Source organism: Methylorubrum podarium, from assembly GCF_040270385.1.
Taxonomy (GTDB): domain Bacteria; phylum Pseudomonadota; class Alphaproteobacteria; order Rhizobiales; family Beijerinckiaceae; genus Methylobacterium; species Methylobacterium podarium.
Genome location: NZ_JBELQE010000028.1, coordinates 1 through 25,022 on the forward strand (window position 1 = coordinate 1; position 25,022 = coordinate 25,022).

General features: G+C 71.2%; 23 protein-coding genes and 1 pseudogene. 10 read left to right on the plus strand and 14 right to left on the minus strand.

Translation table 11 applies throughout. The features are described 5' to 3' along the window. Positions 1–34: 34 nt before the first annotated feature. Positions 35–844 (minus strand): annotated as a pseudogene (gene mepA, locus ABS772_RS03870) (penicillin-insensitive murein endopeptidase); the annotation flags it as partial. A gap of 110 nt (positions 845–954) precedes the next feature. Between mepA and ABS772_RS03875 the strand changes: the two are divergent. Beyond that, a complete protein-coding gene (locus ABS772_RS03875; RefSeq protein ID WP_238254502.1) occupies positions 955–1,359 on the plus strand; it encodes a PRC-barrel domain-containing protein in 405 nt (134 codons plus the stop codon). A 22-nt stretch (positions 1,360–1,381) separates the two neighbouring features. Here ABS772_RS03875 and ABS772_RS03880 read toward each other — a convergent pair whose 3' ends face one another. The 3 genes from ABS772_RS03880 to tlpA form a co-directional block, all read right to left on the minus strand. Further along, a complete protein-coding gene (locus ABS772_RS03880) occupies positions 1,382–1,729 on the minus strand; it encodes a PetM family of cytochrome b6f complex subunit 7 (protein ID WP_238254501.1) in 348 nt (115 codons plus the stop codon). Between the two features lie 71 nt (positions 1,730–1,800). After that, positions 1,801–3,036: a Na+/H+ antiporter NhaA gene (gene nhaA, locus ABS772_RS03885; protein WP_350392317.1), complete on the minus strand. Its 1,236-nt coding sequence runs from the start codon at positions 3,034–3,036 to the stop codon at positions 1,801–1,803. 55 nt (positions 3,037–3,091) lie between these two features. Continuing rightward, positions 3,092–3,745: a thiol:disulfide interchange protein TlpA gene (gene tlpA, locus ABS772_RS03890; RefSeq protein ID WP_350392319.1), complete on the minus strand. Its 654-nt coding sequence runs from the start codon at positions 3,743–3,745 to the stop codon at positions 3,092–3,094. Between the two features lie 39 nt (positions 3,746–3,784). Here tlpA and argH point away from each other — a divergent pair, with 39 nt between their 5' ends. The 3 genes from argH (at position 3,785) to ABS772_RS03905 (ending at position 6,457) form a co-directional block, all read left to right on the plus strand. Beyond that, entirely contained in the window at positions 3,785–5,176 is a 1,392-nt protein-coding gene (gene argH, locus ABS772_RS03895) for an argininosuccinate lyase (RefSeq protein WP_350392321.1), read from the plus strand. Positions 5,177–5,273: 97 nt separating this feature from the next. Then, entirely contained in the window at positions 5,274–5,600 is a 327-nt protein-coding gene (locus ABS772_RS03900) for a hypothetical protein (protein WP_238253493.1), read from the plus strand. Positions 5,601–5,782: 182 nt separating this feature from the next. After that, positions 5,783–6,457 (plus strand): invasion associated locus B family protein, encoded by a 675-nt coding sequence (locus ABS772_RS03905; protein ID WP_350392323.1) that lies wholly within the window; start codon positions 5,783–5,785, stop codon positions 6,455–6,457. Positions 6,458–6,733: 276 nt separating this feature from the next. On the opposite strand, the gene ABS772_RS03910 is transcribed toward ABS772_RS03905, so the two are convergent. Then, positions 6,734–6,985: a hypothetical protein gene (locus ABS772_RS03910; protein WP_238253495.1), complete on the minus strand. Its 252-nt coding sequence runs from the start codon at positions 6,983–6,985 to the stop codon at positions 6,734–6,736. Between the two features lie 738 nt (positions 6,986–7,723). Further along, entirely contained in the window at positions 7,724–8,410 is a 687-nt protein-coding gene (locus tag ABS772_RS03915) for an HAD family hydrolase (RefSeq protein ID WP_350392325.1), read from the minus strand. Positions 8,411–8,487: 77 nt separating this feature from the next. Here ABS772_RS03915 and ABS772_RS03920 point away from each other — a divergent pair, with 77 nt between their 5' ends. Further along, on the plus strand, positions 8,488–10,257 hold the full coding sequence (locus tag ABS772_RS03920) for a carbamoyltransferase family protein (RefSeq protein WP_350392327.1): 1,770 nt from the start codon (positions 8,488–8,490) through the stop codon (positions 10,255–10,257). Between the two features lie 43 nt (positions 10,258–10,300). Here the strand turns inward: ABS772_RS03920 and ABS772_RS03925 are convergent, their stop codons facing one another. From ABS772_RS03925 to ABS772_RS03940, 4 genes are all read right to left on the minus strand, one after another. After that, positions 10,301–10,642, minus strand: coding sequence for a hypothetical protein (locus ABS772_RS03925; RefSeq protein ID WP_350392329.1), 342 nt, complete (start codon positions 10,640–10,642; stop codon positions 10,301–10,303). A 112-nt stretch (positions 10,643–10,754) separates the two neighbouring features. After that, positions 10,755–11,429 (minus strand): haloacid dehalogenase type II, encoded by a 675-nt coding sequence (locus ABS772_RS03930; RefSeq protein ID WP_350392331.1) that lies wholly within the window; start codon positions 11,427–11,429, stop codon positions 10,755–10,757. A 30-nt stretch (positions 11,430–11,459) separates the two neighbouring features. Further along, the gene (murJ, locus tag ABS772_RS03935) at positions 11,460–12,989 is read right to left on the minus strand and encodes a murein biosynthesis integral membrane protein MurJ (protein ID WP_350392333.1); all 1,530 of its coding nucleotides are present in this window, start codon (positions 12,987–12,989) and stop codon (positions 11,460–11,462) included. A gap of 223 nt (positions 12,990–13,212) precedes the next feature. After that, complete coding sequence (locus ABS772_RS03940; protein ID WP_350392335.1) at positions 13,213–13,812, minus strand: superoxide dismutase; 600 nt, start codon at positions 13,810–13,812, stop codon at positions 13,213–13,215. 367 nt (positions 13,813–14,179) lie between these two features. Between ABS772_RS03940 and ABS772_RS03945 the strand changes: the two genes are divergently transcribed. Continuing rightward, complete coding sequence (locus tag ABS772_RS03945) at positions 14,180–15,178, plus strand: hypothetical protein (protein WP_350392336.1); 999 nt, start codon at positions 14,180–14,182, stop codon at positions 15,176–15,178. A gap of 153 nt (positions 15,179–15,331) precedes the next feature. Here the strand turns inward: ABS772_RS03945 and dprA are convergent, their stop codons facing one another. From dprA to ABS772_RS03965, 4 genes are read right to left on the minus strand one after another with little or no spacing between them, the layout of a single operon-like run. Next, positions 15,332–16,558: a DNA-processing protein DprA gene (gene dprA, locus ABS772_RS03950; RefSeq protein WP_350392338.1), complete on the minus strand. Its 1,227-nt coding sequence runs from the start codon at positions 16,556–16,558 to the stop codon at positions 15,332–15,334. A gap of 30 nt (positions 16,559–16,588) precedes the next feature. Then, a complete protein-coding gene (gene plsY / locus ABS772_RS03955) occupies positions 16,589–17,197 on the minus strand; it encodes a glycerol-3-phosphate 1-O-acyltransferase PlsY (protein ID WP_350392339.1) in 609 nt (202 codons plus the stop codon). Further along, on the minus strand, positions 17,194–18,498 hold the full coding sequence (locus tag ABS772_RS03960; RefSeq protein ID WP_350392341.1) for a dihydroorotase: 1,305 nt from the start codon (positions 18,496–18,498) through the stop codon (positions 17,194–17,196). The genes plsY and ABS772_RS03960 overlap by 4 nt, the downstream gene beginning before the upstream one ends. 5 nt (positions 18,499–18,503) lie before the next feature. Beyond that, a complete protein-coding gene (locus tag ABS772_RS03965) occupies positions 18,504–19,451 on the minus strand; it encodes an aspartate carbamoyltransferase catalytic subunit (RefSeq protein ID WP_238256980.1) in 948 nt (315 codons plus the stop codon). A 273-nt stretch (positions 19,452–19,724) separates the two neighbouring features. Between ABS772_RS03965 and ABS772_RS03970 the strand changes: the two genes are divergently transcribed. The 4 genes from ABS772_RS03970 to topA all read left to right on the plus strand — a co-directional run bounded on the left by ABS772_RS03970 (position 19,725) and on the right by topA (position 24,848). Next, on the plus strand, positions 19,725–20,024 hold the full coding sequence (locus ABS772_RS03970) for a hypothetical protein (protein ID WP_238256979.1): 300 nt from the start codon (positions 19,725–19,727) through the stop codon (positions 20,022–20,024). A 173-nt stretch (positions 20,025–20,197) separates the two neighbouring features. Beyond that, complete coding sequence (locus ABS772_RS03975; RefSeq protein ID WP_238256978.1) at positions 20,198–21,070, plus strand: cytochrome b/b6 domain-containing protein; 873 nt, start codon at positions 20,198–20,200, stop codon at positions 21,068–21,070. Continuing rightward, the gene (locus tag ABS772_RS03980) at positions 21,067–21,999 is read left to right on the plus strand and encodes a molybdopterin-dependent oxidoreductase (protein ID WP_350392343.1); all 933 of its coding nucleotides are present in this window, start codon (positions 21,067–21,069) and stop codon (positions 21,997–21,999) included. Before ABS772_RS03975 ends, ABS772_RS03980 begins: the two co-directional genes overlap by 4 nt. Positions 22,000–22,148: 149 nt before the next feature. Then, on the plus strand, positions 22,149–24,848 hold the full coding sequence (gene topA / locus ABS772_RS03985; protein ID WP_350392345.1) for a type I DNA topoisomerase: 2,700 nt from the start codon (positions 22,149–22,151) through the stop codon (positions 24,846–24,848). Positions 24,849–25,022: the final 174 nt, after the last annotated feature.

The following is a 25,022-nucleotide window of genomic DNA, read 5'->3' on the forward strand; positions in this document are numbered from 1 at the left end:
GGGGGGGTTTCTCTACCTCGGGGCGGAACCATTAATCGAGTCCCGGGCCGCAGCGGGAGCCGGGGGGGGGGGGGGCCTGGTCGTCGCAGGAGGCTTCGCCGCCGGGGCAGGCGAGACGGATATGGTAGTGGTAGTTGTGTCCGTACATCGGGCGCACCTTGGTGAGCCAGCCGCGATCCCCACCGGCCTCGCGGCACAGGGCCTTCTTGATCGCCGCGTTGACGAAGATCCGCGCCACCTCCGGCTGCTTGGCCGTCAGGCGGATCAGCGCCGTGTGCTGGCGCGTCCAGACGTCCGGGTCGATATCGAGCCGGTCGGAGCGCACGACGTTCGTGGCCGAGGTCTCCTCGCGCTCGGCCCGGCTCATGCGGTGATCGGGCATGGGCGTGAGCCAGACGTCCACGTCGAGGCCGAGCTGGTGCGAGGCGTGGCCGGTGAGCATCGGACCGCCGCGGGGCTGCGACATGTCGCCGACGAGGAGGCCCGGCCAGCCGGCCTGCGGCGCGCGGGCGGCGAGCCGCTCGATGAAGTCCACGAGATGGGGCGTGCCCCACATCCGGTTGCGCGAGGGCCGCATGACCTGCCAGTTCGCGCCGTCCATCGCCAGCGCCTCGCCGCCGGAGAAGCAGCCCTTCGCGTAGGAGCCGTAGGAGCGGGCCGCACCGCCGGCCGGCCCGGTGACGCGGCCGAATAGGGCCTTGGCCGGCGTCGAGGGATCGTCGGGATTGGCCAGCGGCGGCAGCGGCTTCGGGTTGACGCTGCCGCGGTCCTGCGCCGCGGCCGGGCCGATCAGCACCGGCAGGGCGAGCGCGAGGGCGGGGAGGGTCAGGCGGGTCAGCGGCATGCGCGTCGGCTCGTCCGGGATGGCGGGGCAGGGGCGGAGCGGGCCGGAACGTGACCGGCCGCATGGGCGTTTTTTATGGCAAGCTGTAACAACGTTGCAGGATGACCGCCATGGATCAGGTTCGTTCCGACAATGCGACCGATGGTGCGATCTCCGCGGCGCTGACCCATAGCCTGATCGCCAGCGACCGCGTCATCGGCACCGAGGTGCGCCGGGTGGACGGGAGCAAGGTCGGCCGCATCGAGCGGCTGATGCTCGACAAGCGCTCGGGCCGCGTCGCCTACGCGGTGATGAGCTTCGGCGGCTTCCTCGGGATGGGCGAGGAGTACTACACGCTGCCCTGGGCGGTGCTGCGCTACGACACCGGGCTCGACGCCTACGTCGTCGACATCACCGAGGCGCAGCTGCGCGACGCGCCCGCCCGCTCGCCGGAGGGCGGCGACCCGGAGGACGAGCGCGCCTGGGAGGAGCACGTCCACCGCTACTACAACGCGGCGCCGTATTGGGGGATCTGAGGACCCTCTCGCCGAAGTGCGGTCAAGGCCGCGTCAAAAAGCCGATCGGCTCCCGTGGCGGCTGGCCGAGCCAGACCAGAACCGCTCCGAGACCGAGCCCGAACAGGGCTGCCGGAACGAGGCCGAGCGGCGTCAGCAGCACCGTCTCCGCCCAGGGCGCGGCCTGCCGGATCGTCGCCCCGAGGGCGGTGATCCGCTCCTGCGGCAGGGACTGGATCAGTTCGGCGAGGCTCGTCACCCGCAGGCCGTTGTTGGCGATGGAGCGGGCGCCGTCGTAGCAGAGCTGCACGAAGCCGGCCGCCATCACCACGAGCCCGAGAGCCCGGCTGAGGAACGGCAATCCGAGAAAGCGGGAGACGGTTCGCAGCATGTTCGCCCTCGCGCGGAGGCGGGTGACCGGCCACCGCGACGCTTCCGGCCTGAGTAGGCCGAGGCCGCCGCTCAAGGCAAGCCGCCGGCTCCGGCCTCCCGGCGCGGCGTCGCCGCCCGCGCCGTCGCGCGGGCGAGCAGCACGGCCCCGAACAGCGCCGAGAGCAGCGAGCCGCCGAGCACGCCGAGCTTGGTCTCGGTCTCGTGCAGCCCGTCCGTGAAGGCGAGCGCGCCGATGAACAGGCTCATGGTGAAGCCGATGCCGCACAGGAGCGCGACGCCGTAGACCTGGACCCAGGTCGCCCCCGCCGGGCGGGAGACGAGGCCCAGCGCGGCGGCGAGGCGCACGCTCGCGAAGATGCCGACCTGCTTGCCGAGGAACAGGCCGAGGGCGACGCCGAGGGTGACGGGCTCGATCAAGGCCCGCGCCGGCAGGCCCAGCAGCGTCACCCCGGCATTGGCGAAGCCGAAGACCGGCACGATCAGGAACGCGACCCAGGGTGCGAGGGCGTGCTCCAGCCGGTGCAGCGGCGAGGTCGTGTCCTCCGGCCGGCCCGGGCTCGGGCGGATCGGCACGAACAGGGCGAGCAGCACCCCGGCCACGGTGGCGTGGACGCCGGAGCGCAGTACGAAGACCCAGAGCACGAGGCCGGCGAGAAGGTAGGGGAGGAGCGCGCGCACGCCGAGGCGGTTGAGGGCGAACAGCACCGCCAGCATCCCGGCGGAGGTTGCCAGCATCGTCGCGTCGAGCTGCCCGGTATAGAACAGCGCGATGATGATGACGGCGCCGAGATCGTCGACGATGGCCACCGCCGACAGGAAGATCTTGAGCGAGACCGGCACCCGCGAGCCCAGCAGCGCCAGGACGCCGAGGGCGAAGGCGATGTCGGTGGCCGCGGGGATCGCCCAGCCCCGGGCGGTGGACTGGCCGGCATTGAAGGCGAGGTAGACGAGCGCCGGCACGGCCATGCCCGCGGCGGCGGCCAGTCCCGGCAGCACCCGGTCGGGCCAGGTGCGCAGGCGTCCGTCGATGGCCTCACGCTTGATCTCGAGGCCGACCAGCAGGAAGAACACGACCATCAGGCCGTCGTTGATCCAGTGCATCAGGCTCAAGGGCCCGAGATGGATGTGAAGGACGTCGTGGTAGGTCTGCGCCAGCGGCGAGTTGGCGACCGCGAGCGCGGCGCCCGCGGCGGCCATGAGCACGATGCCGCCGGCCGCCTCGTTGGTGAGGAAGCGGCGCGTCGCCGAGAGCGGGCGGCGCAAGGGACGCGGCAAGGCGCGGACGGAGCGAGGCGGCGTTTTCATACCGTCGGGTTGCCGGCCCCGGGCCGGACCCGCAACCCGGCGGCCGCGAAAAAGATCACGAGGCGGGCGCCAGCGCCGCCCGGATCAGCCGCTTGCCGTCCTCGCTCGACCATTCCGCCGGACCCTTCATCACGCCGAGCGTGCAGCCCTTGGCATCGATCAGCATCGTCGTCGGCAGCCCCGTCGATCCGACCGCCGACTGGATCGCCGGAAGCACCTTGCCCTCGGGGTCGCCGTAATAGGTCAGGTGGGCGATGCCGTTGGCCTTGAACCAGGCCGGCGGCTTGTCGAGGTTGCGCGTCTCGACATTGATCGCCACCACCTGAAAGGCGTCGCCGCCGAGTTCCGCCTGAAGACGGTCGAGGGCCGGCATCTCGGCCTTGCAGGGGGCGCACCACGTCGCCCACAGGTTCACCAGCAGCAGCTTTCCGCGCAGGGCCGCGAGATCGGCCGGCGCCCCGTCCGGGCCCTTGAAGGCGACGGCCGGAGCCGGCTTCGGGGCGGCGGAGGCGTCGAAGGCCGCGACATCGCCGCGGGCGAGCGGCGCGAGCCGGGCCGCCGCGGGGGTGGCCTCGGCGCAGGGACCGGAGGCCGTGAGGTTGCCGAGGTTCGAGCCCGTCCCGTATAGGGCGAGGCCGCCGACGAGGACGGCGGCGAGCACGCCGCCCGCGGCGAGGATTGCGGCAGGGATTTTCGGGGTCGCCGTCACGGCCGAGCCTCGTTTCGCGTGCGGAAGGTGGGATCAGCCATGAGCAACCGGATGTGGGGCGGCCGCTTCGCCAGCGGCCCGGCCGAGATCATGGAGGAGATCAACGCCTCCATCGGGTTCGACAGGCGGCTCGCGCCCCAGGACATCCGCGGCTCGCTGGCGCATGCCGCGATGCTGGGGCGCCAAGGCATCCTGCCGGCCGAGGATGTGGCAGCCATCGAAGCCGGGCTCAAGTCCGTCGAGGCGGAGATCGAGCGCGGCGAATTCGTCTTCCGGCGCGAGTTGGAGGACATCCACATGGCGGTGGAGAGCCGGCTGACGGAGATCGTCGGCCCGGCGGCCGGGCGCCTGCACACCGCCCGCTCGCGCAACGATCAGGTCGCCACCGACATGCGGCTGTGGGTGCGCGACACGCTGGACGCGCTCGACGCGCAGGTCGCCGACCTGCAGCGGGCGCTCGCCGAGACGGCGCTGAAGCATGCCGGGACGGTGATGCCGGGCTTCACCCACCTGCAATCGGCCCAGCCCGTCACCTTCGGCCACCATTGCCTCGCCTATGTCGAGATGCTGGCGCGCGACCGCGGCCGGTTCCGCGACGCGCGGGCGCGGCTCAACGAATGCCCGCTCGGCTCGGCGGCGCTCGCCGGCACGTCGTTCCCGATCGACCGGCACGCCACCGCGGCGGCTCTGGGCTTCGACCGGCCGACGGCGAACTCGCTCGACTCCGTGGCCGACCGCGATTTCGCCCTGGAATCGCTCTCCGCCGCCTCGATCTGCGCGGTCCACCTCTCGCGCTTCGCCGAGGAACTGGTGGTGTGGACCTCGGCCCAGTTCGGCTTCGTCAAGCTGTCGGACGGCTTCACCACCGGCTCGTCGATCATGCCGCAGAAGCGCAACCCCGACGCCGCCGAGCTGGTGCGGGCCAAGGCCGGCCGCATCATCGGCGCGCTCACCGGCCTGCTCATCGTGATGAAGGGCCTGCCGCTCGCCTATTCGAAGGACATGCAGGAGGACAAGGAGGGCACCTTCGACGCCCTGCAATCGCTCTCCCTGTGCCTCGCCGCCATGGCCGGCATGGTGCGCGACCTCGAACCCGTGGCCGAGACGCTCAAGCGCGCGGCGGGCTCCGGCTACGCCACCGCCACCGATCTCGCCGATTGGCTGGTGCGCGAGCTGAACATGCCGTTCCGGCAGGCGCACCACGTCACCGGCCGCGTCGTCGCCGCGGCCTCCGCGCGCGGCATCGGCCTGGAGGCGCTCTCCCTCGGCGACATGCAGGCGATCGAGCCGGGGATCACGGAGGCCGTCTTCGCCGTTCTCGGCGTCGAGAATTCGGTCGCGAGCCGCACCAGCTACGGCGGCACCGCGCCGGACAACGTGCGCCGGCAGGCCCAAGCCTGGCTCGAAAATCTCGGCCCTGTGGAGAAGTAGGGTTAGCCCCGCGGGAACAGGCACGGAAAATGCCGCGTTCAGGTTTCAGCTAACTGAGCTTGGCTATCCGACCGTCCGAACCCGCGGAGTGCCGTCGATGAACGTTGAGAGTTGGATCACCGTCGAGGAGACCCCGGCCCTGGCGGCGGAGGCGATGGCCGTGATCGACGCCCGCCTCGGCCGGCTGACGGATGCGGAGCGCGACGCGTTCTGGGCCTCGATCCGCAAGGCCTACAACACGCCCTACAACGATCCGGCGAAGCCGGCCCAGCCGAAGCCGGCGGAGCCGGCGCCCGGCACCGCCCCGGCGGCCGTCGAGATCCGTCTTCCCGAGGTCGATCCGTCGATCGACCTGCCGGCGGCCGCGCTCGCCGCCGCGGCCCTGACCGCCGAGGTTCTGACCGCCGAGATGCGGGCGGCCTGAGGCCGCACGCGACGCTGGACGGCCGCATCGCCCGGTGCGGCCCATGCCCTCCTTCGGTTCATGCCCGTTTTCGACCGTTTTCGGTTGATCGGGGCGGGCAGGGCTTTCCTGTTCCGCTGCGGCCCGTCATCCTGACGGTGCGTGAAGATGGCCGGCCCGGCCGTCCGTACACCCGAGTAGAGATGCAGCGGCACCGCCTTTCGATCCTTCGCCCCGCCTCCCGTCCCGTCGCGGCCCTCGTCCTGTCCGCCTTGACCGCGGCGGCGCTGACCACCCCGTCCGGGCAGGTCCTGGCGCAGGAGGGTGTGCAGGGCGCCGAGATCATCCCCGCCCGCGCGAGCCGCCGCAAACCGAAGAGTTCGGCCCTGCCGCCGGGCATGCAGCAGGCGGTGCCGCTGGCGGTGTTCGGCGACTGGAACGTCTTCACCAACGGTTCGCAGGGCCGCGACAAGCTCTGCTACGTCATCGCCCAGCCGACGACGCGCAGCCCCAAGACGCTCGCGCGCGACACCGGCTACTTGTTCGTGACCTTCCCCAAGGGCGGTGCCCAGGGCGAGATCGCGGTGATGCTCGGTTTCAAGCCGAAGCCCGCCGCGGCGCAAGCCCGGCCCGGCGCGGCGGCCGCCCCGAGCGACCCGTACCTGACGGTGGGCACCACCCGCTACGGCCTCGTGGTGAAGGACGAGAACGCCTGGATCCAGAACCAGGCGGACGAGCCGCGCATCGTCACCGAGATGGGCCGGACCCAGACCGCCACGGTCCGCACCACCTCTCAGCGCGGCAACACGACCCAGGACGACTACGCGCTGGGCGGCTTTTCGGATGCGCTCAAGCGCGCCCGCGAGGAGTGCAAGTAAGGTCAGCCCTCGCGGTCAGGGCCGGCTGTGGCGGTGGACGGCCTGATGCGGTTTCCGGTCGTCACCTCGGACTTCGACCCAAGCCCGTCATCGCGAGGCGGAGCCGAAGCGATCCAGGGCGCGACCTGTCCGGAACAGTCGCGCCCTGGATTGCCACGGCTTCGCCTCGCAATGACGAAAGAGTCACCGAAGCGATCAGGCGGAGACGGAGAGAAGAAAGCCGGCGACGCCTCTCGGTGCCGCCGGCTTTCTCGTTCGTGGGTCGTGCGAGTGAAATCACACCGCGCGCAGGCGCGGCGGGCGGCCCTTCTCGCGGGCGGCGCGGGCGGCCTGCTCCACGGTGCGGAACAGGGTGCCGTCGAGGCCGTCGAAGCGGCGCTCCGACGAGAAGAAGCGGACACCGCCGCGCTCGGGCACGGCAATGCCGGCGGTGATCTCGCCGACCTCGATCACGCGGGCCGGCGCGGCTTCGGCGCCGGAGAGGTCGAGCGCGTCATCGTCGAAGTAAGCGGTCTGGACACGGGTCATGACGGAGTGAACTCCTGCGGCCATCGTCGGCCGATTGTCGGCGAGGCGTTCGCGGGCGCTGGATCGTTGCATCGTCGGCCGCCGGAAACCGGGGCCGCCTTTCGCGGCGATGCTCTAGCCCACGGATGTGACTGTCCGCCGACAACACCCCCGCACCCGGCCGTTCCGGGCGCGGGACCGTTTCGAAGTCTTCCAAATAAAAAGACCGATCAAGGCAAGTCCTCCTCTCTTGCGAGGACCACGGCGCAAGTGCGCCGTGATGCATTAGCGTTTGATAACGCGGCGCAAGCGTGCCACTACAAATCACCGCGGCGCGAACTGGTTCGCACGTCCTTAAGATGAGTGGTCGAACCGCAACCGTCAACGGAATGTTATTTCGAAGTTCAGCTTGACAGGGAAAGATCGCGCCGCGATTCGCGTCGTGTTTGGCGCGTCTCACCTGTCCCGCGAGGCGCTTAGCCTCGCTCGTTCCCGTCCCGCCGTCGCGCGGTGCGGCCCACGGTCGCCGGGCCGAGGCGCGCCGGACCGGCGATGGGGGCCGCGGCGTGCGGTTCGGCACCGGTTCCACCCCCTCGAACGCGGCCGGGAAGAAGACGCACGAAGCGGCGACGACCCGGGGCGCGGGACCGCACTCGGGATGTTCGAGGTCACCCGCACGTCGCGACCCATCCTCCGCGGCGGCAGGCTCGCCCCGGTTACGGCCTGAGGCCAGCGCGTCCGGTGCTCGCTGCGGCGCCCTCAGCCCGCGGCGAGGATGCGCCCGAGCTCGGCATGGGCGGAGAAGACCGTGGCGGCGCCGGCCGCGAGCAGGTCGCGGCCGGTCCGGTCGTGGCCCCAGTGACCGCCGCCGGTGAAGCCGACGACCCGCATCCCCGCGGCGCGGGCCGCCTGCACCCCCGGCACGCTGTCCTCGATCACGAGGCAGCGTTCGGGCGCGACGCCCATCCGCTCCGCCGCGAACAGGAACAGGTCGGGGAAGGGTTTTCCACGCGCGACCTGGGCGGAGGAGAAGACGCGGTCTTCGAACAGCGGGAGCAGGCCGGTGAGCCCGAGGGAGCGGCGCAGGCGCACGGGGTCGCTGCTGGAGGCGACGCAGAAGGGCAGGTGCAGAAGGCCCAAAGCCTCGGCGATGCCGGCCATGGCGGTCAGCTCCGCCTCGAAGGCATCGAGCGTCTCCGCCTTGACCCGCTCGACGAAGCCGTCCGGGGCGATCACCCCGTCCTCGCGGGCGACCCGCTCCATGATCGAGGTCATGGAGGTGCCGGCGAACCGCTCGCGCACCGCGTCGAGGTCGATCGCGAGCCCGATCCCGTTGAGACCGCGGGTCAGGGTCGCGAGGCTGATCGGCTCGCTGTCGATCAGCACGCCGTCGCAGTCGAAGATCACGAGGGCGAGGGGAGGCGAGGCGGGGATAGCGTCCGTCATCGGCGGCCCGTCTCGCACGGGCTCGCCGGCACCGCAACGCGGTTGTCGCCTCGCGTGCCGGCGTGTAGCCCGGCAGGATGCGCACCTATCTCGGCCTCGCCACGACCTTCCACGATCCGGCGCTCGCCCTCGTCGGGCCGGACGGGACCGTGCTGTTCGCGGAAGCCGCCGAGCGCTACCTGCAATACAAGCGCGCGCCGAACTGCGAGCCCGATCCCGGCACCCGCATGGCGGGCCTGCTGAAGCGCCACGTCCCGCAGGGCACGGAGCTCGTCATCGCCACCTCCTGGGGCGAGCAGTTTTCCGATTTCCTGAAGGGGCAGGCGGCTTCGGGCGCCTTCGACCTGCCGGCGCTCGCCCAGCACCCGTCCACCCTCAACCGCTCCTTCGTGCCGGAACGGGCCGAGCGGGTCTTCGTCGCCGACCTCCACGCCATGCAGGCGCGGGCCGGCAACGGCACCATCCTGGCGCTCGACAACGAGACCCGCGGCTTCGGCGGCAAGCCGCGGGCGACCGTCGCGGGCCGGCGCCGCTACGCCCACCACCTCGCGCACGCCGCCTACGCCCTGTGGGGCAGCCCGTTCGACGAGGCGACCGCGCTGATCGTCGACGGCATGGGCGAGACCGGCGCCGCGGCGATCTACCGCCTGAAGGACGGACGGATCGAGGAGGTCCGGCGCCAGCGCGGGCGCGGCTCGGTCGGCTTCCTCTACGGGCTGGTCACGGACCTCGCCGGCTTCGACCAGATCAAGGGCGAGGAATGGAAGATCATGGGGCTCGCCCCCTACGGCCGGACCGACCCCGACCTGATGGCGATCCTGCGCCGCCTCTACACGGTGGAGGACGGGCGGCTGAAATTCGCCGACGAGGCCACGGTGCAGGCGGTCGCCGCCGAGATTCTGTCGCGGCGCCCCTCCGACGTCGGCGAGCAGGGCTGGGCCGACCTCGCCCGCTGCGGCCAGGACATCTTTTCGGAGCTCATGGACGTGCTCGTCGCCGAGGCGTGGCGGCTCGCGCCCAGCGAAAACCTCGTCATCGCCGGCGGCTGCGGGCTCAACTCCTCCTATAACGGCCGCGTGCTCGGGCGCTCGGGCTTCAGGCGCCTGCACGTTCCCTCGGCCCCGGCCGACGACGGCAACGCCATCGGCGCCGCGTGGCTGGCGCTCGCCGAGGATGATCCCGATTGGAAGGGTCCGGCGCGGGCGACGCGCCCGCTCACGCCCTATCTCGGCTCGACCGTCTCGACCGAGCCGCTGGAGCGGATGGCCGAGTGGGAACCCCGCGCCCGGTGCCTCGGCCACGAGGGCGTGACGCGGGAGGCGGCCAAGATCCTCGCCGAGGGCGGGCTCGTCGGCTGGGTCCAAGGCCGGGCGGAGTTCGGCCCGCGGGCGCTCGGCAACCGCTCGATCCTCGCCGACCCGCGCCCGGCCCACGCCAAGGAATCGCTCAACGCCAAGGTGAAGTACCGCGAGGCGTTCCGCCCCTTCGCGCCCTCGATCCTGGCCGAGGCCGGGCCGGACTGGTTCGAGGACTATTCCGACAGTCCCTACATGGAGCGGACCCTGGTCTGGCGCGACGCGGTGCGCGCGCGCGTTCCGGCGGTGGTCCATGCCGACGGCACCGGCCGTCTCCAGAGCGTGACGCGGGCGCGCAACCCGGCCTACGCGACGCTGATCGCGGCCTTCGCGGAGCTGACCGGCGTGCCGATCCTGCTCAACACGAGCTTCAACGTGATGGGCAAGCCGATCCTCCACACGGCGGAGGACGCGATCCTGATGTTCTACACCACCGGCCTCGACGCCATCGTGGTCGAGGACTGGATCCTGACGAAAAAGGCGCCGGCCTGAGGCCGACGCCCTTCGTTCCCGCACGCGGAGAACCCGCGAAAAGCTACTCGCAGACCTCGACACGGCGGTAGGTGAACTCGACCTCGTCGAGCCAGACCTTGCGGCGCTCGTAGTGGCAGATCGGACCCCGCCGCGGCGGCGGCGCGACGTAGACCGGCTCCTCCTCGACATAGACCCGGCGCGCGGGCGGCGGCGGCGGAGGCGCGGCGCCGTTGAGGAGCGCGCCGACGGCCAGGCCACCGATGACGCCGGCGGCCGCGCCGCCGATCAGGGCACCGTTGCGGCCGTCACGGGCGGATACCGGAGCAGCGGAGAGGAGGGCGGTGCCGAGAAGCGCCGCGCAGACGCTCTTCCGGGCGAGGATGTGGAGGGACAGGGCGGGCACGGGAACCGATCCTTTGGACAACCGGATTGATCAGGCAAGGAACCGATAGGCACTTGGCCCTGAACTAATCCGGTCAAGCTTAAGGATTGGCGAACGCGCCGTTGCCGCCGGTTCAGATCATCGCGTCGAGGCTTGTCACGACCGCGCGAGGCGGCTGGTCCGGATACTCGTCGGGTTGGCCCTTCCGGTTCACCCAGACGGCGTCGAAGCCGAAACCGGCGGCACCGGCGATGTCCCAGCGGTTCGAGGAGAAGAACAGCACGTCGCGCCGTTCGGTGCCGATCCGGTCGAGAACCAGTTGGTAGGCGGCGGGCGCCGTCTTGAAGGTTTGCACGGAATCGACCGAGAGCACCGCGTCGAGCCGGTCGCCCAAGCCCGCCGCGGCCACCGCCCGCTCCAGCATCGCCGCGTTGCCGTTGGAGAACAGGGCGGTCCTCACGCCCCGCCCGCGCAGGCGCTCCAGCATGCCGGGCACCTCGTCGTAGGCGTCGAGATCGCGATAGGCGTCGAGGAGCGTTTCGCGGTGGGCCCGGTCGATCTCGGGGTGCTGCGCCAGGGCGAAATCGAGAGCGCGCTCGGTCAGGTCCCAGAAGGCGACGTAGCGGCCCATCAGGCCGTGCACCCAGGAATATTCGAGCTGCTTGGTCCGCCACAGCTCGGACAGGCTTTTTGCCCGCGATCCGAGGGCGTCGGCGTGGCGCGCGACCGCCGAATGCACGTCGAACAGCGTGCCGTAGGCGTCGAAGACGGCGTGGCTCTTGCCCGCGAGGAGGTCTGGATCGCTCATGCCGCCTGAGATGGTGCAGGCGTCGACGACCTACCTGCGGCGCAAGCGCACGCCGAAGATCCCCATCACCGCGAGCAGGGTGCCGGCATAGGCGAGCGCCCCGGCGAGCCCGAGAAGCGCCAGCACCGCGATCTCGCGGAAATGGGGGAGGGCGGGCACGATCCGCTCGGCGAAGGGAAGGCCGTAGACGGCGAGCCCCGCCAGCACCGCGCTCGCCACGACGACGGCGGCGACGGTGACGCCGAGCACCCGCCCCGGCGCGGTCCAGCCGCGGCGCAGAGCCAGCCCGTAGAGCAGGGCGAGGTTGATCCACTGGCCGATGGCGGTGGCGAGCGCGAGGCCGGCGACGCCGTAGGGACCGGTCAGCACCAGCTTGAGCGCGACGTTGACGGCGATGGCGGTCAGCGAGGCGTAGAGCGGCGTCGTCGTGTCCTGGCGGGCGTTGAAGCTCGCCACGGCCGAGCGCACCAGCACCACGGCCGGAAGCGCCAGGCCGTAGGCCGCCAGCACCGAGGCCGCGCGGGCGGCGTCCTCGGCGGTGAAGGCGCCGCGCTGGAACAGGGCCGCCATGATCAGCCCCGGCAGGGTCAGGAAGGCGACCATGAAGGGGGCCGAGAGCGCCAGCGAGAAGCCGGCGGCCCGGTTCTGCGCCGCGTGCGCGCCGGCCACGTCGCCCGCGGCGATGCGCCGGCTCATCTCGGGCAGGAGCACCGTGCCGGCGGCGATGGCGATGACGCCGAAGGGCAGCTGATAGAGCCGGTCGGCGTAATAAAGCGCCGAGACCGCGCCGGTCGGCAAAAAACTCGCGATGATGGTGTCGGCGAAGGCCGCGATCTGGAACCCGGCCGAGCCGATCACCGCGGGACCGAGGATCTTGAAGAAGCGGATCAGGTCGGGATCGCGCAAGGCCGGCTTCGTCAGCCGCGGGGCGTAGGCGCGGGCCCGCGCATCCCACCACACCAGCGCGAATTGCAGCACCCCGGAGACCGACACGCCCCAGGCCGCGGCATAGGCCGCGTTCGGGAACAGGAAGGCGAGCGCGAGGGCCGCCAGCATGGCGAGGTTGAGCAGCACCGGCGCGCCGGCCGCGGCGGCGAAGCGCCGATGCGCGTTGAGGATGCCGGAGAACAACGTCACCAGCGTCATGAACAGCAGGTAGGGGAAGGTGATCCGCGTCAGGCTGACCGCCAGCGCGAACCGCTCCCCGTCCTCCGAGAAGCCCGGCGCCAGCGCCCGCACGATCCAGGGCATCGCCGGGAGCGCGAGCGCCAGCAGCGCCACCTGCACGATCAGCATCAGGGTGAAGACGCGGTCGGCGAAGCGCGCGGCGGCCCCGGCCTCGCCCGCCTGCTCCAGATGGGTGTAGGCCGGCACGAAGGCGGTGTTGAACGCGCCCTCGCCAAAGATCGCGCGAAAATGGTTCGGCAGGCGGAAGGCGACGACGAAGGCATCCGCCACCGGCCCCGCGCCCATCACCGCGGCGGTGACCACGTCGCGGGCAAAACCCGTGACCCGCGAGACCAGGGTCCAGCCGCCGACGGAGAGGATCGAGCGGATCATTTTTTGGCAAGCGGTCCCGTGCGAACGGCCGATCCCCCTCCCGCCCTCATCCTGAGGCGCCGCGAAGCGGCCTCGAAGGATGAGGACGGGAGGGGGATCACCCTGTCTCGGCATTAGGCTGCAGGGGCGAGGCGCGGATAGGGCCGCAGGGTCACGCCGCGCACGAAAAAGCCGCCCCGTCGGCCAACGGGGCGGCCGCCTTACGCCGGCAAGCGGGACCGGATCAGGCCTTCGCCTCGCCGTACAGCTTCTCGACATACTCCCAGTTCACGAGGTTCTCGACGAACGCCTTGAGGTAGTCGGGGCGACGGTTGCGGTAGTCGATGTAGTAGGAGTGCTCCCACACGTCCACGCCGAGGATCGGGGTGGCGCCGTGGACGAGCGGGTTCTCGCCGTTCGGGGTCTTCAGGATGGCGAGCTTGCCGTCCTTGACCGCGAGCCAGGCCCAGCCCGAGCCGAACTGGCCGACGCCGGCCTGGATGAAGTCGGCCTTGAACTTCTCGTAGCCGCCGAGATCCTCGTCGATCTTCTTGGCGAGCTCGGCCGGGGGCTGGCCGCCGCCGTTGGGCTTCATCCAGTTCCAGAAATGGAGGTGGTTGTAGTGCTGGCCGGCGTTGTTGAAGAGCGCCTGGTTGGTGTTGTAGCTCGCCCTGACGATCTCCTCGACGCTCTTGCCCGCGAGATCGGTCCCTTCCAGCAGCTTGTTGCCGGTGTCGACATAGGCCTTGTGGTGCTTGTCGTGGTGGAACTCGAGGGTTTCCTTCGACATGTAGGGGCCCAGCGCGTCGTAGGCGTAGGGCAGCTCGGGCAGGGTGAACGTCATGCGTGTCTCCTGGGTTGTCCGGGTCTCGCGGGGAGCGAAGGCGGAGCGCGCGGGCGGTTTGCGGCGCGCGGCCGGCGAGGTGACGGGCGGGTAGGTAAGTCGGTGGGCCGGGCTCGGCAACGCCGCCGGCGCCGGATCCGCGCGCATGTCACCGGAGAGAGCGCGGCATCCACCGTTTTGCGCAGGGTGCCGGCCTCCGAAGGCTCCCGGCACCGCGCGGAAAGACCTTCGGCCGGGACTCGGCTGTGCATGGAGCGACGGAAAGGCCGGTTTCCAGAGGGGACCGGGCCGTGCGATTTTGCAATGCGCGGGCGGGGGGTTATCTTGTAACCGTCACGCCGCCCGCGACAGTCACGTCGAGAGTACCATGGTCGTCGCGCTGCTCGCGCTCAGTTCCGTCATGATCCTCGGTGGCATCGCCGCCGTGGTCCAGGGCTTTCCCTATGTCCGCCTGGAGAGCGGGCTCGCGATGGTGATCGGCGGCTCGACCGCCGCCTCGGCGGGCGTGGTCCTGCTCGGGCTGACGGCGGTCGTCCACCGCCTGCTCAAGCTCCACCGCGCCGTCGCCGACCTGCGCACCGCCTCCGCCCAGCCGGGCGTTCCGGCCGCCGTTCTCGCCGGGACGGTGCCCTGGGACGCCGCGGCGCCGGAGGCGCCCGTCTTCACGGCGCCCGAGGTCGCGCCGCCGGCGCGGCCCTCGCTCGCCGGCCTGGGCGCGGCTGGCGTCGGTGCGGCTGGTCTGGGTGCCGGCGCGGCCGGCCTCGCGGGCCTGTCGCTCGGTGGCCTGCGGCCGGGTGGCCGGGGCGCCGAGCCGATCTTCGAAGATCCGGCTCCCTCCGCCGAACCGCAGCCGAGCGCCGCCGAACCGCTGCTGCCCGACCTGCTGCCGGAGACCGCGCCGCCGCGGGCGAGCGACGACGACCTGTTCCGGGCCGCCGAACCCGCACCCGCGCCGGCCTTTCCCGAGCCCGAGCCGGTGACGCTCCCCGATCCCGTCGCGGACGAGAAGGACGAGGAGCGGGTTGAGGTCCAGTCCCCCGCCGTCGAACCGGTCGGCTTGCGCTCCTTCCTCGACGAGCCGGCGCCCGCTTCGGCACCCGAGGCACCGATCGAACCATCTCCCGAACCGGAAGCCGCCGCGCCGGCACCGCAGGAGCCGGTGCCCCCGGAAGCCGAGCCGGAGCCTGCCGCCTCCGAGGAACGGCACGCCGTCGGCTCCTACGCGTCCGGCGCCAACACCTACGTGATGTTCTCCGACGGCTCGATCGAGGCGGATACGCCGCGCGGCCGCTTCACCTTCGGCTCGCTCGACGAGTTGAAGAGCTTCGTGAATGCCGGGGGCGAGGAGGCTCGCGGCGCCGCCTGAGGGCGGCTCGCGGCCCGCGTCCCTGAGGACGGAGGCTTCCGCGTCACGCGATGGCGGGGCTTGGTCTTTGATCGCCGCGGCGACGGAAGCCGATCCGCGGCGGCCCCTCGGAAACGGCGTCCGACGAGGGAAGTGGGGGCGCCTCGTCCGCGCTCACGTGTCGGATCGCTCGGCCCAGGCCCGCGAAGCCAGGGAGACCGCTCCGCTGCCGTGGCGCTCGATCCGGCCATCGAGTTCGAGTTCGAGCAGCGTCGTCTGCACGATCCGAACCGGCAGGCCGGACGAGCGGGCGAGTTCGTCGGTTCCGACCGGGGTGGGGCTGAGGCAGGCGATCAGCCGGGCGCGGTCGTCCCAGGGCTCGGCCCGGGGCTCGCGGAAACAGTCGTCCGCCTCCTGCGCATCGGGAGATGGCGGCGGAGCGCTCGCCGGGGCGCCGTCGAGATCGATCTCGTCCCAGTAATCGGGCGTCGCCGCCGTCTCCGGGCGATCGTTCAGGCCGTCCGCGTCCGGCGCGCCCCCGTCGATCAGGGGGGCGAGGACGGACAGGACGTGCTCGACCTCCGAGACGAGCGTCGCCCCCTGACGGATCAGGTCGTTGGTGCCCTCCGCCCGCGGGTCGAGCGGCGAGCCGGGAACGGCGAAGACCTCGCGGCCCTGCTCCAGCGCGAAGCGGGCGGTGATGAGCGAGCCCGAGCGGCGGGCGGCCTCCACGACCACGGTGCCGAGGCTGAAGCCCGAGATGATGCGGTTGCGGCGCGGGAAGTCGCGCCCGCGCGGCACCCAGCCCATCGGCATCTCGGCGACCACCGCCCCGCCCGCGCCGACGATCTCGTCCACGAGGCCGGCATGCTCGTCCGGATAGATCCGGTCTTGGCCGCCGGCGAGGACCGCCACGGTGCCGGTCGCGAGGCTGGCCCGGTGGGCGCGGGCATCGATGCCGCGGGCCAGCCCCGAGACCACGACGAGACCGGCCTCGCCGACGCCGCGGGCGAGCCGCTCGGTGAAGGCGAGGCCGGCGGTCGAGGCGTTGCGCGAACCGACAATCGCCACCGACGCCTTCAGAAGCACGGCGGGATGGCCGCGGACCGCGATGAGCGGCGGTGCGGTCTCGGTGGCGTGCAGCGCCTTCGGGTAGGCCGCCTCGCCCATGGCGAGGAAGCGCACGCCGAGGCGCGCGGCCGCCGCCATCTCGCGCTCGGCCTCCGATTTCGAGGGCGGCACGGCGCGCTTGCCCGCGCGCTTGGTCAGGTCCGGCAGGGCATCGAGGGCGGTGGACGCGCTGCCGAAGCGGTTGATCAGGCCGCGGAAGGTGCGCGGGCCGACGCCGTCGGTGCGTATCAGCCGAAGCCAGTCGAGGCGCTGCGCGTCGGTGAGCTGCATCGGTCCCCCTCCTGTCGGGAGGGGCCGTCCTCAGCCCTTCTGCCCGATCCGGCCCTCGGTGCCGGCGGCGAGTCGGCGGATGTTGGGCGCGTGCTTCCACCATAGCAGCGCCGCGAGCACGAGGAAGAGCGATGCAACCGCTCCGTGTCCGAGCGCCCACAGCACGAGGGGCGTCGCGGCCGAGGCGGCGAGCGCCGCGAGCGAGGAGTATTTCAGGGCGAAGGCCAGCCCGAGCCAGATCGCGGCGAAGGCGAGCAGCGTCAGCGGGCTCAAGGCCAGCAGCACGCCGATGAAGGTCGCCACCCCCTTGCCGCCCTTGAAGCCGAGCCAGACCGGGAAGAGGTGGCCGAGGAAGGCGCCGAGCCCGGCGGCAAGCGCCGGACCCTCTCCCCAGTGGGCCGCGGCGAGCACCGGGAGCGTTCCTTTGAGCGCGTCGCACAGGAGCGTCGCGGCGGCGAGCCCCTTGCGGCCGGTGCGCAGCACGTTGGTCGCGCCGATATTGCCCGATCCGATCGCCCGCACGTCGCCGAGGCCCGCGAACTTCGTGAGGATCAGTCCGAAGGGGATCGCGCCGCAGGCATAGCCCAGCACGAGGGCGGCGATGAGGGCCGGCCAGCCGGCCGCGAGGAGCGTGGTCATGCGGCGGCGGCCGAGAGGTCGGAGCGGTGGACGATCCGGCCGCCGACGAGCGTCAGCACCGCCGCGCCCTGGAGCCGCGCTTCGTCGAAGGGCGAATTCTTGGAGCGGGATTTCAGCTGACGCTTGTCGAGGACGTAGGGCAGATCGGGATCGATCAGCACGAGGTCGGCGGGGGCGCCGGCCTCCAGGCGCCCCGCCTCGCGGCCGAGCAGCCGAGCCGGGTTGGCCGACAGCGCCGTGAGCAGCGTCTTCAGCGTCACGTCGCCGGTATGGAGCAGGCGAAGGCTCGCGCCGAGCAGGGTCTCGATGCCGAGCGCGCCGTCGGCGGCCTCGGCGAACGGCAGGCGCTTGGTCTCGACGTCCTGCGGGTTGTGATCGGAGACGATGACGTCGATCACGCCCTCGTTGAGCGCGGCGATCACCGCCTGCCGGTCGTCCTCGCGGCGGAGCGGCGGTGAGAGCTTGCAGAAGGTGCGGTAGTGGCCGATGTCGCCCTCGTTGAGGACGAGGTTGTTGACCGAGACGCCGCAGGTGACCGGCAGGCCCGCCTCCTTCGCCCGCCGCACGATCTCGACCGAGTCGGCGCAGGAGATCATCGCCGCGTGGTAGCGCCCGCCGGTGAGGCGCACGAGGCGGATGTCGCGCTCCAGCATCACCGTCTCGGCCTCGCGCGGGATGCCGAGCAGGCCGAGGCGGGAGGCCATCTCGCCCTCGTTCATCACGCCCTCGCCGACCAGGTCCGGCTCCTCGACATGCTGCATCAGCAGCGCGCCGAAATCGCGGGCATAGGTGAGCGCGCGGCGCATCACCTGCGCGTTGGTGACGGCCTTGAGCCCGTCGGTGAAGGCCACCGCCCCGGCTTCCGCCAGCAGGCCGAACTCGGTCATCTCGCGCCCCGCCAGACCCTTGGTGATGGCGGCGGCCGGCAGCACGTTGACGCTCGCGGTGTCGCGGGCGCGGCGCAGCACGAAATCGACGATGGCCGGCCCGTCGATGACGGGGTTGGTGTCGGGCATGCAGACCAGCGTCGTCACGCCGCCCGCGGCGGCGGCGGCGCTCGCCGAGGCCAGGGTCTCGCGGTGCTCGGCGCCGGGCTCGCCGACGAAGGCGCGCAGGTCGATCAGGCCGGGGGCGAGGGTGAGCCCGCCGCAGTCGATTTTTTGGGCATTCTCGGGCGCACCGGGCGCGGCACCGAAGGCGACGTCGGCGATGCGCCCGTCGCGCACGAGCACGGCGCCGGGCCCCTCGCGGCCTGTTGCCGGATCGAGGAGGTGGGCGTTTGAAAGGAGGAGCGCGCTCATTCGGGTCACCCGTTCGGCAGGTGGGTCGCCAGGGCTTCCAGCACGGCCATGCGCACGGCGACGCCCATCTCGACCTGCTCGCGGATCAGCGACTGCGCCCCGTCGGCGATGTCGGAGGCGATCTCGACGCCGCGGTTCATGGGACCCGGATGCATCACCAGCGCGTCGGGCTTGGCCAGCGCCAGCTTGTCGCCGTCGAGGCCGTAATAGCGAAAGTACTCCTTCACCGAGGGGACGAAGGAGCCGTTCATGCGCTCGCGCTGCAGGCGCAGCATCATCACGATGTCGCAGCCCTTGAGCCCCGCGCGCATGTCGGTGAAGACCTCGACGCCGAAGCGCTCGATGCCGGTGGGGAGCAGCGTCGAGGGGCCGATCACCCGCACCCGGGCGCCGAGCGCCTGGAGCAGGATGATGTTGGAGCGCGCCACCCGCGAGTGCAGGACGTCGCCGCAGATCGCGACCTGCAGCCCCTCGATGCCGCCCTTGTTGCGGCGGATGGTCAGCGCGTCGAGAAGGGCCTGGGTCGGATGCTCGTGGGCGCCGTCGCCCGCGTTCACCACCGCGCAATCGACCTTGCGGGCCAGGAGATGCACCGCGCCCGCGGAGTGGTGGCGCACCACGATGATGTCGGGCCGCATGGCGTTGAGGGTCGCGGCGGTGTCGATCAGCGTCTCGCCCTTCTTCACCGAGGACGAGGCCACCGACATGTTCATCACGTCGGCGCCGAGCCGCTTGCCCGCGAGTTCGAACGAGGATTGCGTCCGGGTCGAGGGCTCGAAGAACAGGTTGATCTGGGTGCGGCCCCGCAAGGTGGTGCGCTTCTTCTCGACCTGCCGCGACAGGGCGACCGCGGCGTCGGCGCGCTCCAGGAGCGACTCGATGTCCGGACGGCTCAGGCCCTCGATGCCGAGCAGGTGCCGGTGCGGGAAGGCGGGTGCGGTCTGAGCGGTCATGCGGCGATCATAGCGTCGGTCGAGGGCTATAGGTGGCCGGAACGAGCCCGGCAAGCTGTGGGATCGATCGATCCCGACGGCAGGCGGGGGCGCGAGGGAGATCCCTCTCCTCCTGTCACGGCGAAGAGATTTTCTTCGTTATCGCGAGCCCGTGATCGAGAAAAATTTGAACGAACCGGCTTCGCTTCCGTTCATCCAACATCCGTTGGGTTTCGAGCATGTCGAAGACCGTTGTCGGCCTTCGTTTGCTCGCCTGGAAACGAAAGGAAGCCCATGAATACGCGACTTCTCCTGACTGCCGGCGCGCTCTCGCTCGGTCTCGTCTTCTCGTCGGGCGCCTATGCGCAGGGCATGCAGCGGGGCGGCATGGAGCCCGGCATGGGCGGACAACCGGGTGGCCAGATGGGCGGCCAAATGCAGCAGGGTGCGATGGGCGACGACATGGGCCAGGAGCAGCGCCCGATGAAGCGCAGCTCCAAGAAGATGAAAAAGCCCATGAAGAGCAAGAAGATGATGCGCTCGAAGCGCATGAATTCCGGCTCCGGCATGGAGTCCGGCGCGGGCGGCATGTGACCGGCCTGTAACCCCACTGTGACCGGCTCGCCATCTAGGCGAGCCTCGGCCCGCCCGGTTAGACCGGGCGGGCCTTTTTTCGTCTCGACCGAAGGCTTTCCGGGCCGACCGCCCCCGATCCGGCCCCAGGGTACGGATCGGGGCGGGAGGGCTTCAGCAGGGAACGACGTGCCGTGGCCGCAGGATCGACGCTCTCGGGGCCGGACATCGTGGAGACGGTGCGGCGGCGCTGGATGTTCCGCCACCCGCTGGTGATCCGGCTGGCGCACTGGATCAACGTGGTCTGCCTCGCCATCCTGCTGATGAGCGGCCTGCAGATCTTCAACGCCCATCCGGCGCTCTACTGGGGCTCGGCCTCGACCTTCGACAAGCCGTTCGTCGCCATCACCGACGACCAGCGCGACGACGGCACGCCCCGCGGCGTCGTGTATGTCGCCGGCCACCGCTTCGACACCACCGGCGTGCTCGGCCTGTCGAACCTCAACGGCCAGCAGGCGGGCCGGGCCTTCCCGTCCTGGGCGACCCTGCCGGCGCATCAGGATCTCGCCACGGGCCGGCGCTGGCACTTCCTGTTCGCCTGGGCCTTCGTCATCAACGGGCTGATCTACCTGATCTACGGCATCGGCACCGGCCAGCTGCGCCGCCGCCTCATCCCCGATGGCGACCAGATGCGCGGCTTCGGTTCCTCGATCCGCGAGCACCTGACCCTGCATTTCCCGGAGGGCGACGAGGCCAAGCGCTACAACGTGCTGCAGAAGCTCACCTACCTCGTCGTGGTGGCGGTGCTGCTGCCGCTGATGCTGCTCACCGGCCTGTCGATGTCGCCGGGCGTCAACGCGGTGGTGCCGCTGCCCGACCTGTTCGGCGGCCGGCAATCGGCCCGCACGGTCCACTTCATCGTCACGAACCTGCTGGTGCTGTTCGTGATCGTCCACGTCCTGCTGGTTCTGCTCTCCGGCGTCTGGAACAACATGCGCAGCATGATCACCGGCTGGTTCGTGATCGAGCGCCAAAAGCTTCCCGCCGGTCCGGGAGAGGTTCGATGAGACCCCGCCTGCAGATCCCTCGCCCCCATCGCCGCGGCTTCCTCACGGCGGCCGCCGGGCTCCTCGGCGTCTCGGCGCTGGGCGGCTGCGACCGCTTCGCCGCGAGCCCCACCGGCCAGCGCACGCTGAAGCTCGGCGAGGACGCCAACATGTTCGTGCAGCGCCTGCTGCTGACACCCGCCTCGCTGGCCAAGGAGTTTCCGGATTCGGAGATCTCGCCCTGGTTCAAGCCGAACGGCACGATCGATCCGCCGGACCGGGCCTACAAGGCACTGGCGGCCAAGCGCTTCGAGGGGTTCACGCTGCGCGTCGACGGCCTCGTCGAGCGGCCGCAGAGCTTGAGCCTCGCCGACCTGCGGGCGCTGCCGGCCCGCACCCAGACGACCCGGCACGACTGCGTCGAGGGATGGAGCGCCATCGGCAAGTGGACCGGGGTGCCGCTCTCGGAACTGCTGCAGCGCGCCGGCCTGAAGCCGAATGCCCGCTACGTCGTGTTCCACTGCGCCGACACGATGGAATACGCGGAAGGCGGCGGAGAGGATGAGACGGAGCCGGACAAGACCGCCAATCCCGGCATGCAGTCGCGGCCGGAGGGCGCCGAGAACCAGGCGAGCGATTCGCAGGCCGCCGGGGCGGAGGCGCCGGCCGCCGAGGGCGACGAGGCTCAAGGCACGCCGATCCGCTACTACGAGAGCATCGACCTCACCGACGCCTACCACCCGCAGACGATCCTGGCCTACGACCTCAACGGCGCGGCGCTGCCGGTCTCGAACGGCGCGCCCCTGCGCCTTCGGGTTGAGCGCCAGCTCGGGTACAAGCAGGCGAAATATATCATGCGGATCGAGGTGACCGAGGGCCTGAAGGGCATCGGCGAGGGCGGGGGCGGCTACTGGGAAGACCGCGGCTACGAGTGGTACGCGGGGATCTGAGGCCGCGCCCGGCGCCTTCATCCGATTTGACAACGCCGCGCGGCTCACCCACTTCTGCGCGGCGCGAGGTCCGGCCCCCGACCGGTACGCTATCCGCGCCATCCCCAAAACCGTACCCGCGGTGAGGCTCTGGCGAGAGGCAGAGGTTCATGAAAGTCGTCGTCGTCGAGTCGCCGGCCAAGGCCAAGACGATCAACAAATACCTGGGGCGCGATTACGAGGTTCTGGCCTCCTTCGGCCATATCCGCGACCTGCCGGCCAAGGACGGCTCGGTCGATCCGGAGGCCGACTTCGCCATGGTCTGGGAGTTGGAGGATCGCGGGTCGAAGCGCGTGTCCGAGATCGCGCGCGCCGTGAAGGGCGCCGAGAAGCTCATCCTCGCCACCGACCCGGATCGCGAGGGCGAGGCGATCTCCTGGCACGTGATCGAGGCGCTCTCGGCCCGCAAGGCGCTGAAGGGCATCCCGGTCGAGCGGGTGACCTTCAACGCGATCACCAAGGCCTCCGTCGATGCGGCGATGCGCAAGCCCCGCGAGATCGACCAGGCGCTGGTCGACGCCTATCTCGCGCGCCGGGCGCTGGACTACCTCGTCGGCTTCAACCTCTCTCCGGTGCTGTGGCGCAAGCTGCCCGGCGCCAAATCCGCCGGCCGGGTGCAGTCGGTGGCGCTCCGCCTCGTGGTCGAGCGCGAGATGGAGATCGAGCGGTTCCGCCCCCGCGAGTACTGGTCGATCGTGGCGACGCTCGCGACCGAGACCGGCGGCGTGTTCGAGGCCCGGCTCGTCGGCGCCGACGGCAAGCGCATCCAGCGCCTCGACGTCGGCAATGCCGAGGAGGCGGCGGCCTTCAAGCGCGACCTCGAACTCGCGACCTTCCAGGTCGCGAGCGTCGAGGCCAAGCCCGCCAAGCGCCACCCGCAGCCGCCCTTCACCACCTCGACCCTGCAGCAGGAGGCCTCGCGCAAGCTCGGGATGGCGCCGGCGCAGACCATGCGGGTCGCCCAGAGGCTCTACGAGGGCGTCGATGTCGGCGGCGAGACCGTCGGCATCATCACCTACATGCGGACCGACGGCGTCGACATGGCGCCGGAGGCGATCCAGGACGCCCGCCGGGTGATCGGCCGCGAGTTCGGCGACGACTACGTGCCGAACGCCCCGCGGAAGTACTCGGTGAAGGCCAAGAACGCGCAGGAAGCGCACGAGGCCGTGCGCCCGACCGACATGAGCCGCCTGCCCAAGCAGGTCGCCCGCTACCTCGAACCCGAGCAGGCCCGGCTCTACGACCTGATCTGGACCCGCACGATCGCGAGCCAGATGGAATCGGCCGAGCTGGAGCGCACCACCGTCGACGTCACCGCGAGCGTCGGCCCGCGCCGGATCGACCTGCGCGCGACGGGTCAGGTCGTGAAGTTCGACGGCTTCCTCGCCCTCTACCAAGAGGGCAAGGACGACGAGGAGGACGAGGATTCGAAGCGCCTGCCGGCGATGAAGGCGGGCGATCCGCTGAAGCGCGAGCGCGTCAGTTCGACCCAGCACTTCACCGAGCCGCCGCCGCGCTACTCCGAGGCGAGCCTCGTCAAGCGGATGGAGGAACTCGGCATCGGCCGGCCCTCGACCTACGCCGCGATCCTGCAGACCCTGCGCGACCGCGAATACGTCAAGATCGAGAAGAAGCGGCTGATGCCCGAGGACAAGGGCCGGCTCGTCACCGGCTTCCTCGAGAGCTTCTTCAAGCGCTACGTCGAGTACGATTTCACCGCCAGCCTGGAGGAGCAGCTCGACCGCGTCTCCAACGCCGAGATCGACTGGCGGGCCGTGCTCCGCGACTTCTGGCGCGACTTCTCCGCGGCCATCGGCGGTACCAAGGAGCTGCGCGTCGCCGAGGTGCTGGAGGCGCTCAACGGCCTGCTCGGGCCGCATATCTTCCCCGAGAAGGCGGATGGCGGCGATCCGCGCGCCTGCCCGACCTGCGGCTCGGGCCAGCTCTCGCTCAAGCTCGGCAAGTTCGGCGCCTTCATCGGCTGCTCGAACTACCCCGAGTGCAAGTACACCCGCCAGCTCTCGGCCTCCGGCGTCGAGGGCGAGGGCGACGGGTCGTCCGCCGAGGGCGGCCAGCCCGGCGTGCGGGTGCTCGGCGACGATCCGGCCACCGGCCTGCCCGTCACCCTGCGCGACGGGCGCTTCGGGCCGTTCGTGCAGCTCGGCGAGGCGAGCGCCGAGAAGGGGGCGGAGAAGCCGAAGCGCTCCTCGCTCCCGAAGGGCCTGAGCCCCGGCGGCGTGACCCTGGAGATCGCGCTGCGCCTGCTGTCGCTGCCGCGCGAGGTGGCGCGGCATCCGGAGACCGGCGAGCCGATCCTGGCCAATCTCGGCCGCTTCGGCCCCTACGTGCAGCACGGAAAGACCTACGCCAACCTCGGCAAGGACGACGACGTGCTGGAGATCGGCGCCAACCGCGCCATCGACCTCATCGTCGCCAAGGAGCAGGGCGGCGGGCGCGGGCGTCCCTCCTCCGATCCCGGCCGCGCCGTCGGCCAGCACCCGGACGGGGCCGCGCTCGTGGTCAAGGCGGGCAAGTACGGTCCCTATGTCAGCGACGGCTCGGTCAACGCGACGCTGCCGAAGACGATGGCCGCCGAGAGCCTGACGCTGGAGCAGGCGATCGACCTCATCAACGCCAAGCGCGCCTCGGGCGGCGGCAAGAAGCCGGTCCGCAAGACGGCGGCCCGCGCCCGCACGACGACGAAGGCGGACGGGGCGGAGGGCAAGAAGCCGGCCGCGCGCAAGACGACGACGAAGGCCGCGGCCAAGCCGGCAGCGAAGAAGGCTCCGGCGAAGACCAAGGCGAGCTGAGGCGCACTTGGACAAACTCTCCCCCCTCCGCGGGGGAGGGTCTCCGCGGAGCGGACGGGAGAGGGGCCGGCTCATACCGTTTCCGGTTGATCGCCTTGGTCAGAGCATGGCCTGTCCCCTCCCCCTTGTGGGGAGGGGTTCGGGGTGGGGGTGGTGCAGAAGGCACCGCACCGC

Excerpts from the sequence above, each read along its gene's own strand:
- ABS772_RS03920 (WP_350392327.1), top strand. The coding sequence starts at position 8,488 with ATGCGCACCTATCTCGGCCTCGCCACGACCTTCCACGATCCGGCGCTC.
- ABS772_RS03965 (WP_238256980.1), bottom strand. The coding sequence starts at position 19,451 with ATGACCGCTCAGACCGCACCCGCCTTCCCGCACCGGCACCTGCTCGGC.
- ABS772_RS03905 (WP_350392323.1), top strand. The coding sequence starts at position 5,783 with ATGCAGCGGCACCGCCTTTCGATCCTTCGCCCCGCCTCCCGTCCCGTC.
- murJ (WP_350392333.1), bottom strand. The coding sequence starts at position 12,989 with ATGATCCGCTCGATCCTCTCCGTCGGCGGCTGGACCCTGGTCTCGCGG.
- nhaA (WP_350392317.1), bottom strand. The coding sequence starts at position 3,036 with ATGAAAACGCCGCCTCGCTCCGTCCGCGCCTTGCCGCGTCCCTTGCGC.
- ABS772_RS03960 (WP_350392341.1), bottom strand. The coding sequence starts at position 18,498 with ATGAGCGCGCTCCTCCTTTCAAACGCCCACCTCCTCGATCCGGCAACA.
- ABS772_RS03970 (WP_238256979.1), top strand. The coding sequence starts at position 19,725 with ATGAATACGCGACTTCTCCTGACTGCCGGCGCGCTCTCGCTCGGTCTC.
- topA (WP_350392345.1), top strand. The coding sequence starts at position 22,149 with ATGAAAGTCGTCGTCGTCGAGTCGCCGGCCAAGGCCAAGACGATCAAC.
- ABS772_RS03945 (WP_350392336.1), top strand. The coding sequence starts at position 14,180 with ATGGTCGTCGCGCTGCTCGCGCTCAGTTCCGTCATGATCCTCGGTGGC.
- ABS772_RS03915 (WP_350392325.1), bottom strand. The coding sequence starts at position 8,410 with ATGACGGACGCTATCCCCGCCTCGCCTCCCCTCGCCCTCGTGATCTTC.
- ABS772_RS03880 (WP_238254501.1), bottom strand. The coding sequence starts at position 1,729 with ATGCTGCGAACCGTCTCCCGCTTTCTCGGATTGCCGTTCCTCAGCCGG.
- ABS772_RS03940 (WP_350392335.1), bottom strand. The coding sequence starts at position 13,812 with ATGACGTTCACCCTGCCCGAGCTGCCCTACGCCTACGACGCGCTGGGC.
- ABS772_RS03980 (WP_350392343.1), top strand. The coding sequence starts at position 21,067 with ATGAGACCCCGCCTGCAGATCCCTCGCCCCCATCGCCGCGGCTTCCTC.
- ABS772_RS03910 (WP_238253495.1), bottom strand. The coding sequence starts at position 6,985 with ATGACCCGTGTCCAGACCGCTTACTTCGACGATGACGCGCTCGACCTC.
- argH (WP_350392321.1), top strand. The coding sequence starts at position 3,785 with ATGAGCAACCGGATGTGGGGCGGCCGCTTCGCCAGCGGCCCGGCCGAG.
- ABS772_RS03900 (WP_238253493.1), top strand. The coding sequence starts at position 5,274 with ATGAACGTTGAGAGTTGGATCACCGTCGAGGAGACCCCGGCCCTGGCG.
- plsY (WP_350392339.1), bottom strand. The coding sequence starts at position 17,197 with ATGACCACGCTCCTCGCGGCCGGCTGGCCGGCCCTCATCGCCGCCCTC.
- ABS772_RS03930 (WP_350392331.1), bottom strand. The coding sequence starts at position 11,429 with ATGAGCGATCCAGACCTCCTCGCGGGCAAGAGCCACGCCGTCTTCGAC.
- dprA (WP_350392338.1), bottom strand. The coding sequence starts at position 16,558 with ATGCAGCTCACCGACGCGCAGCGCCTCGACTGGCTTCGGCTGATACGC.
- ABS772_RS03875 (WP_238254502.1), top strand. The coding sequence starts at position 955 with ATGGATCAGGTTCGTTCCGACAATGCGACCGATGGTGCGATCTCCGCG.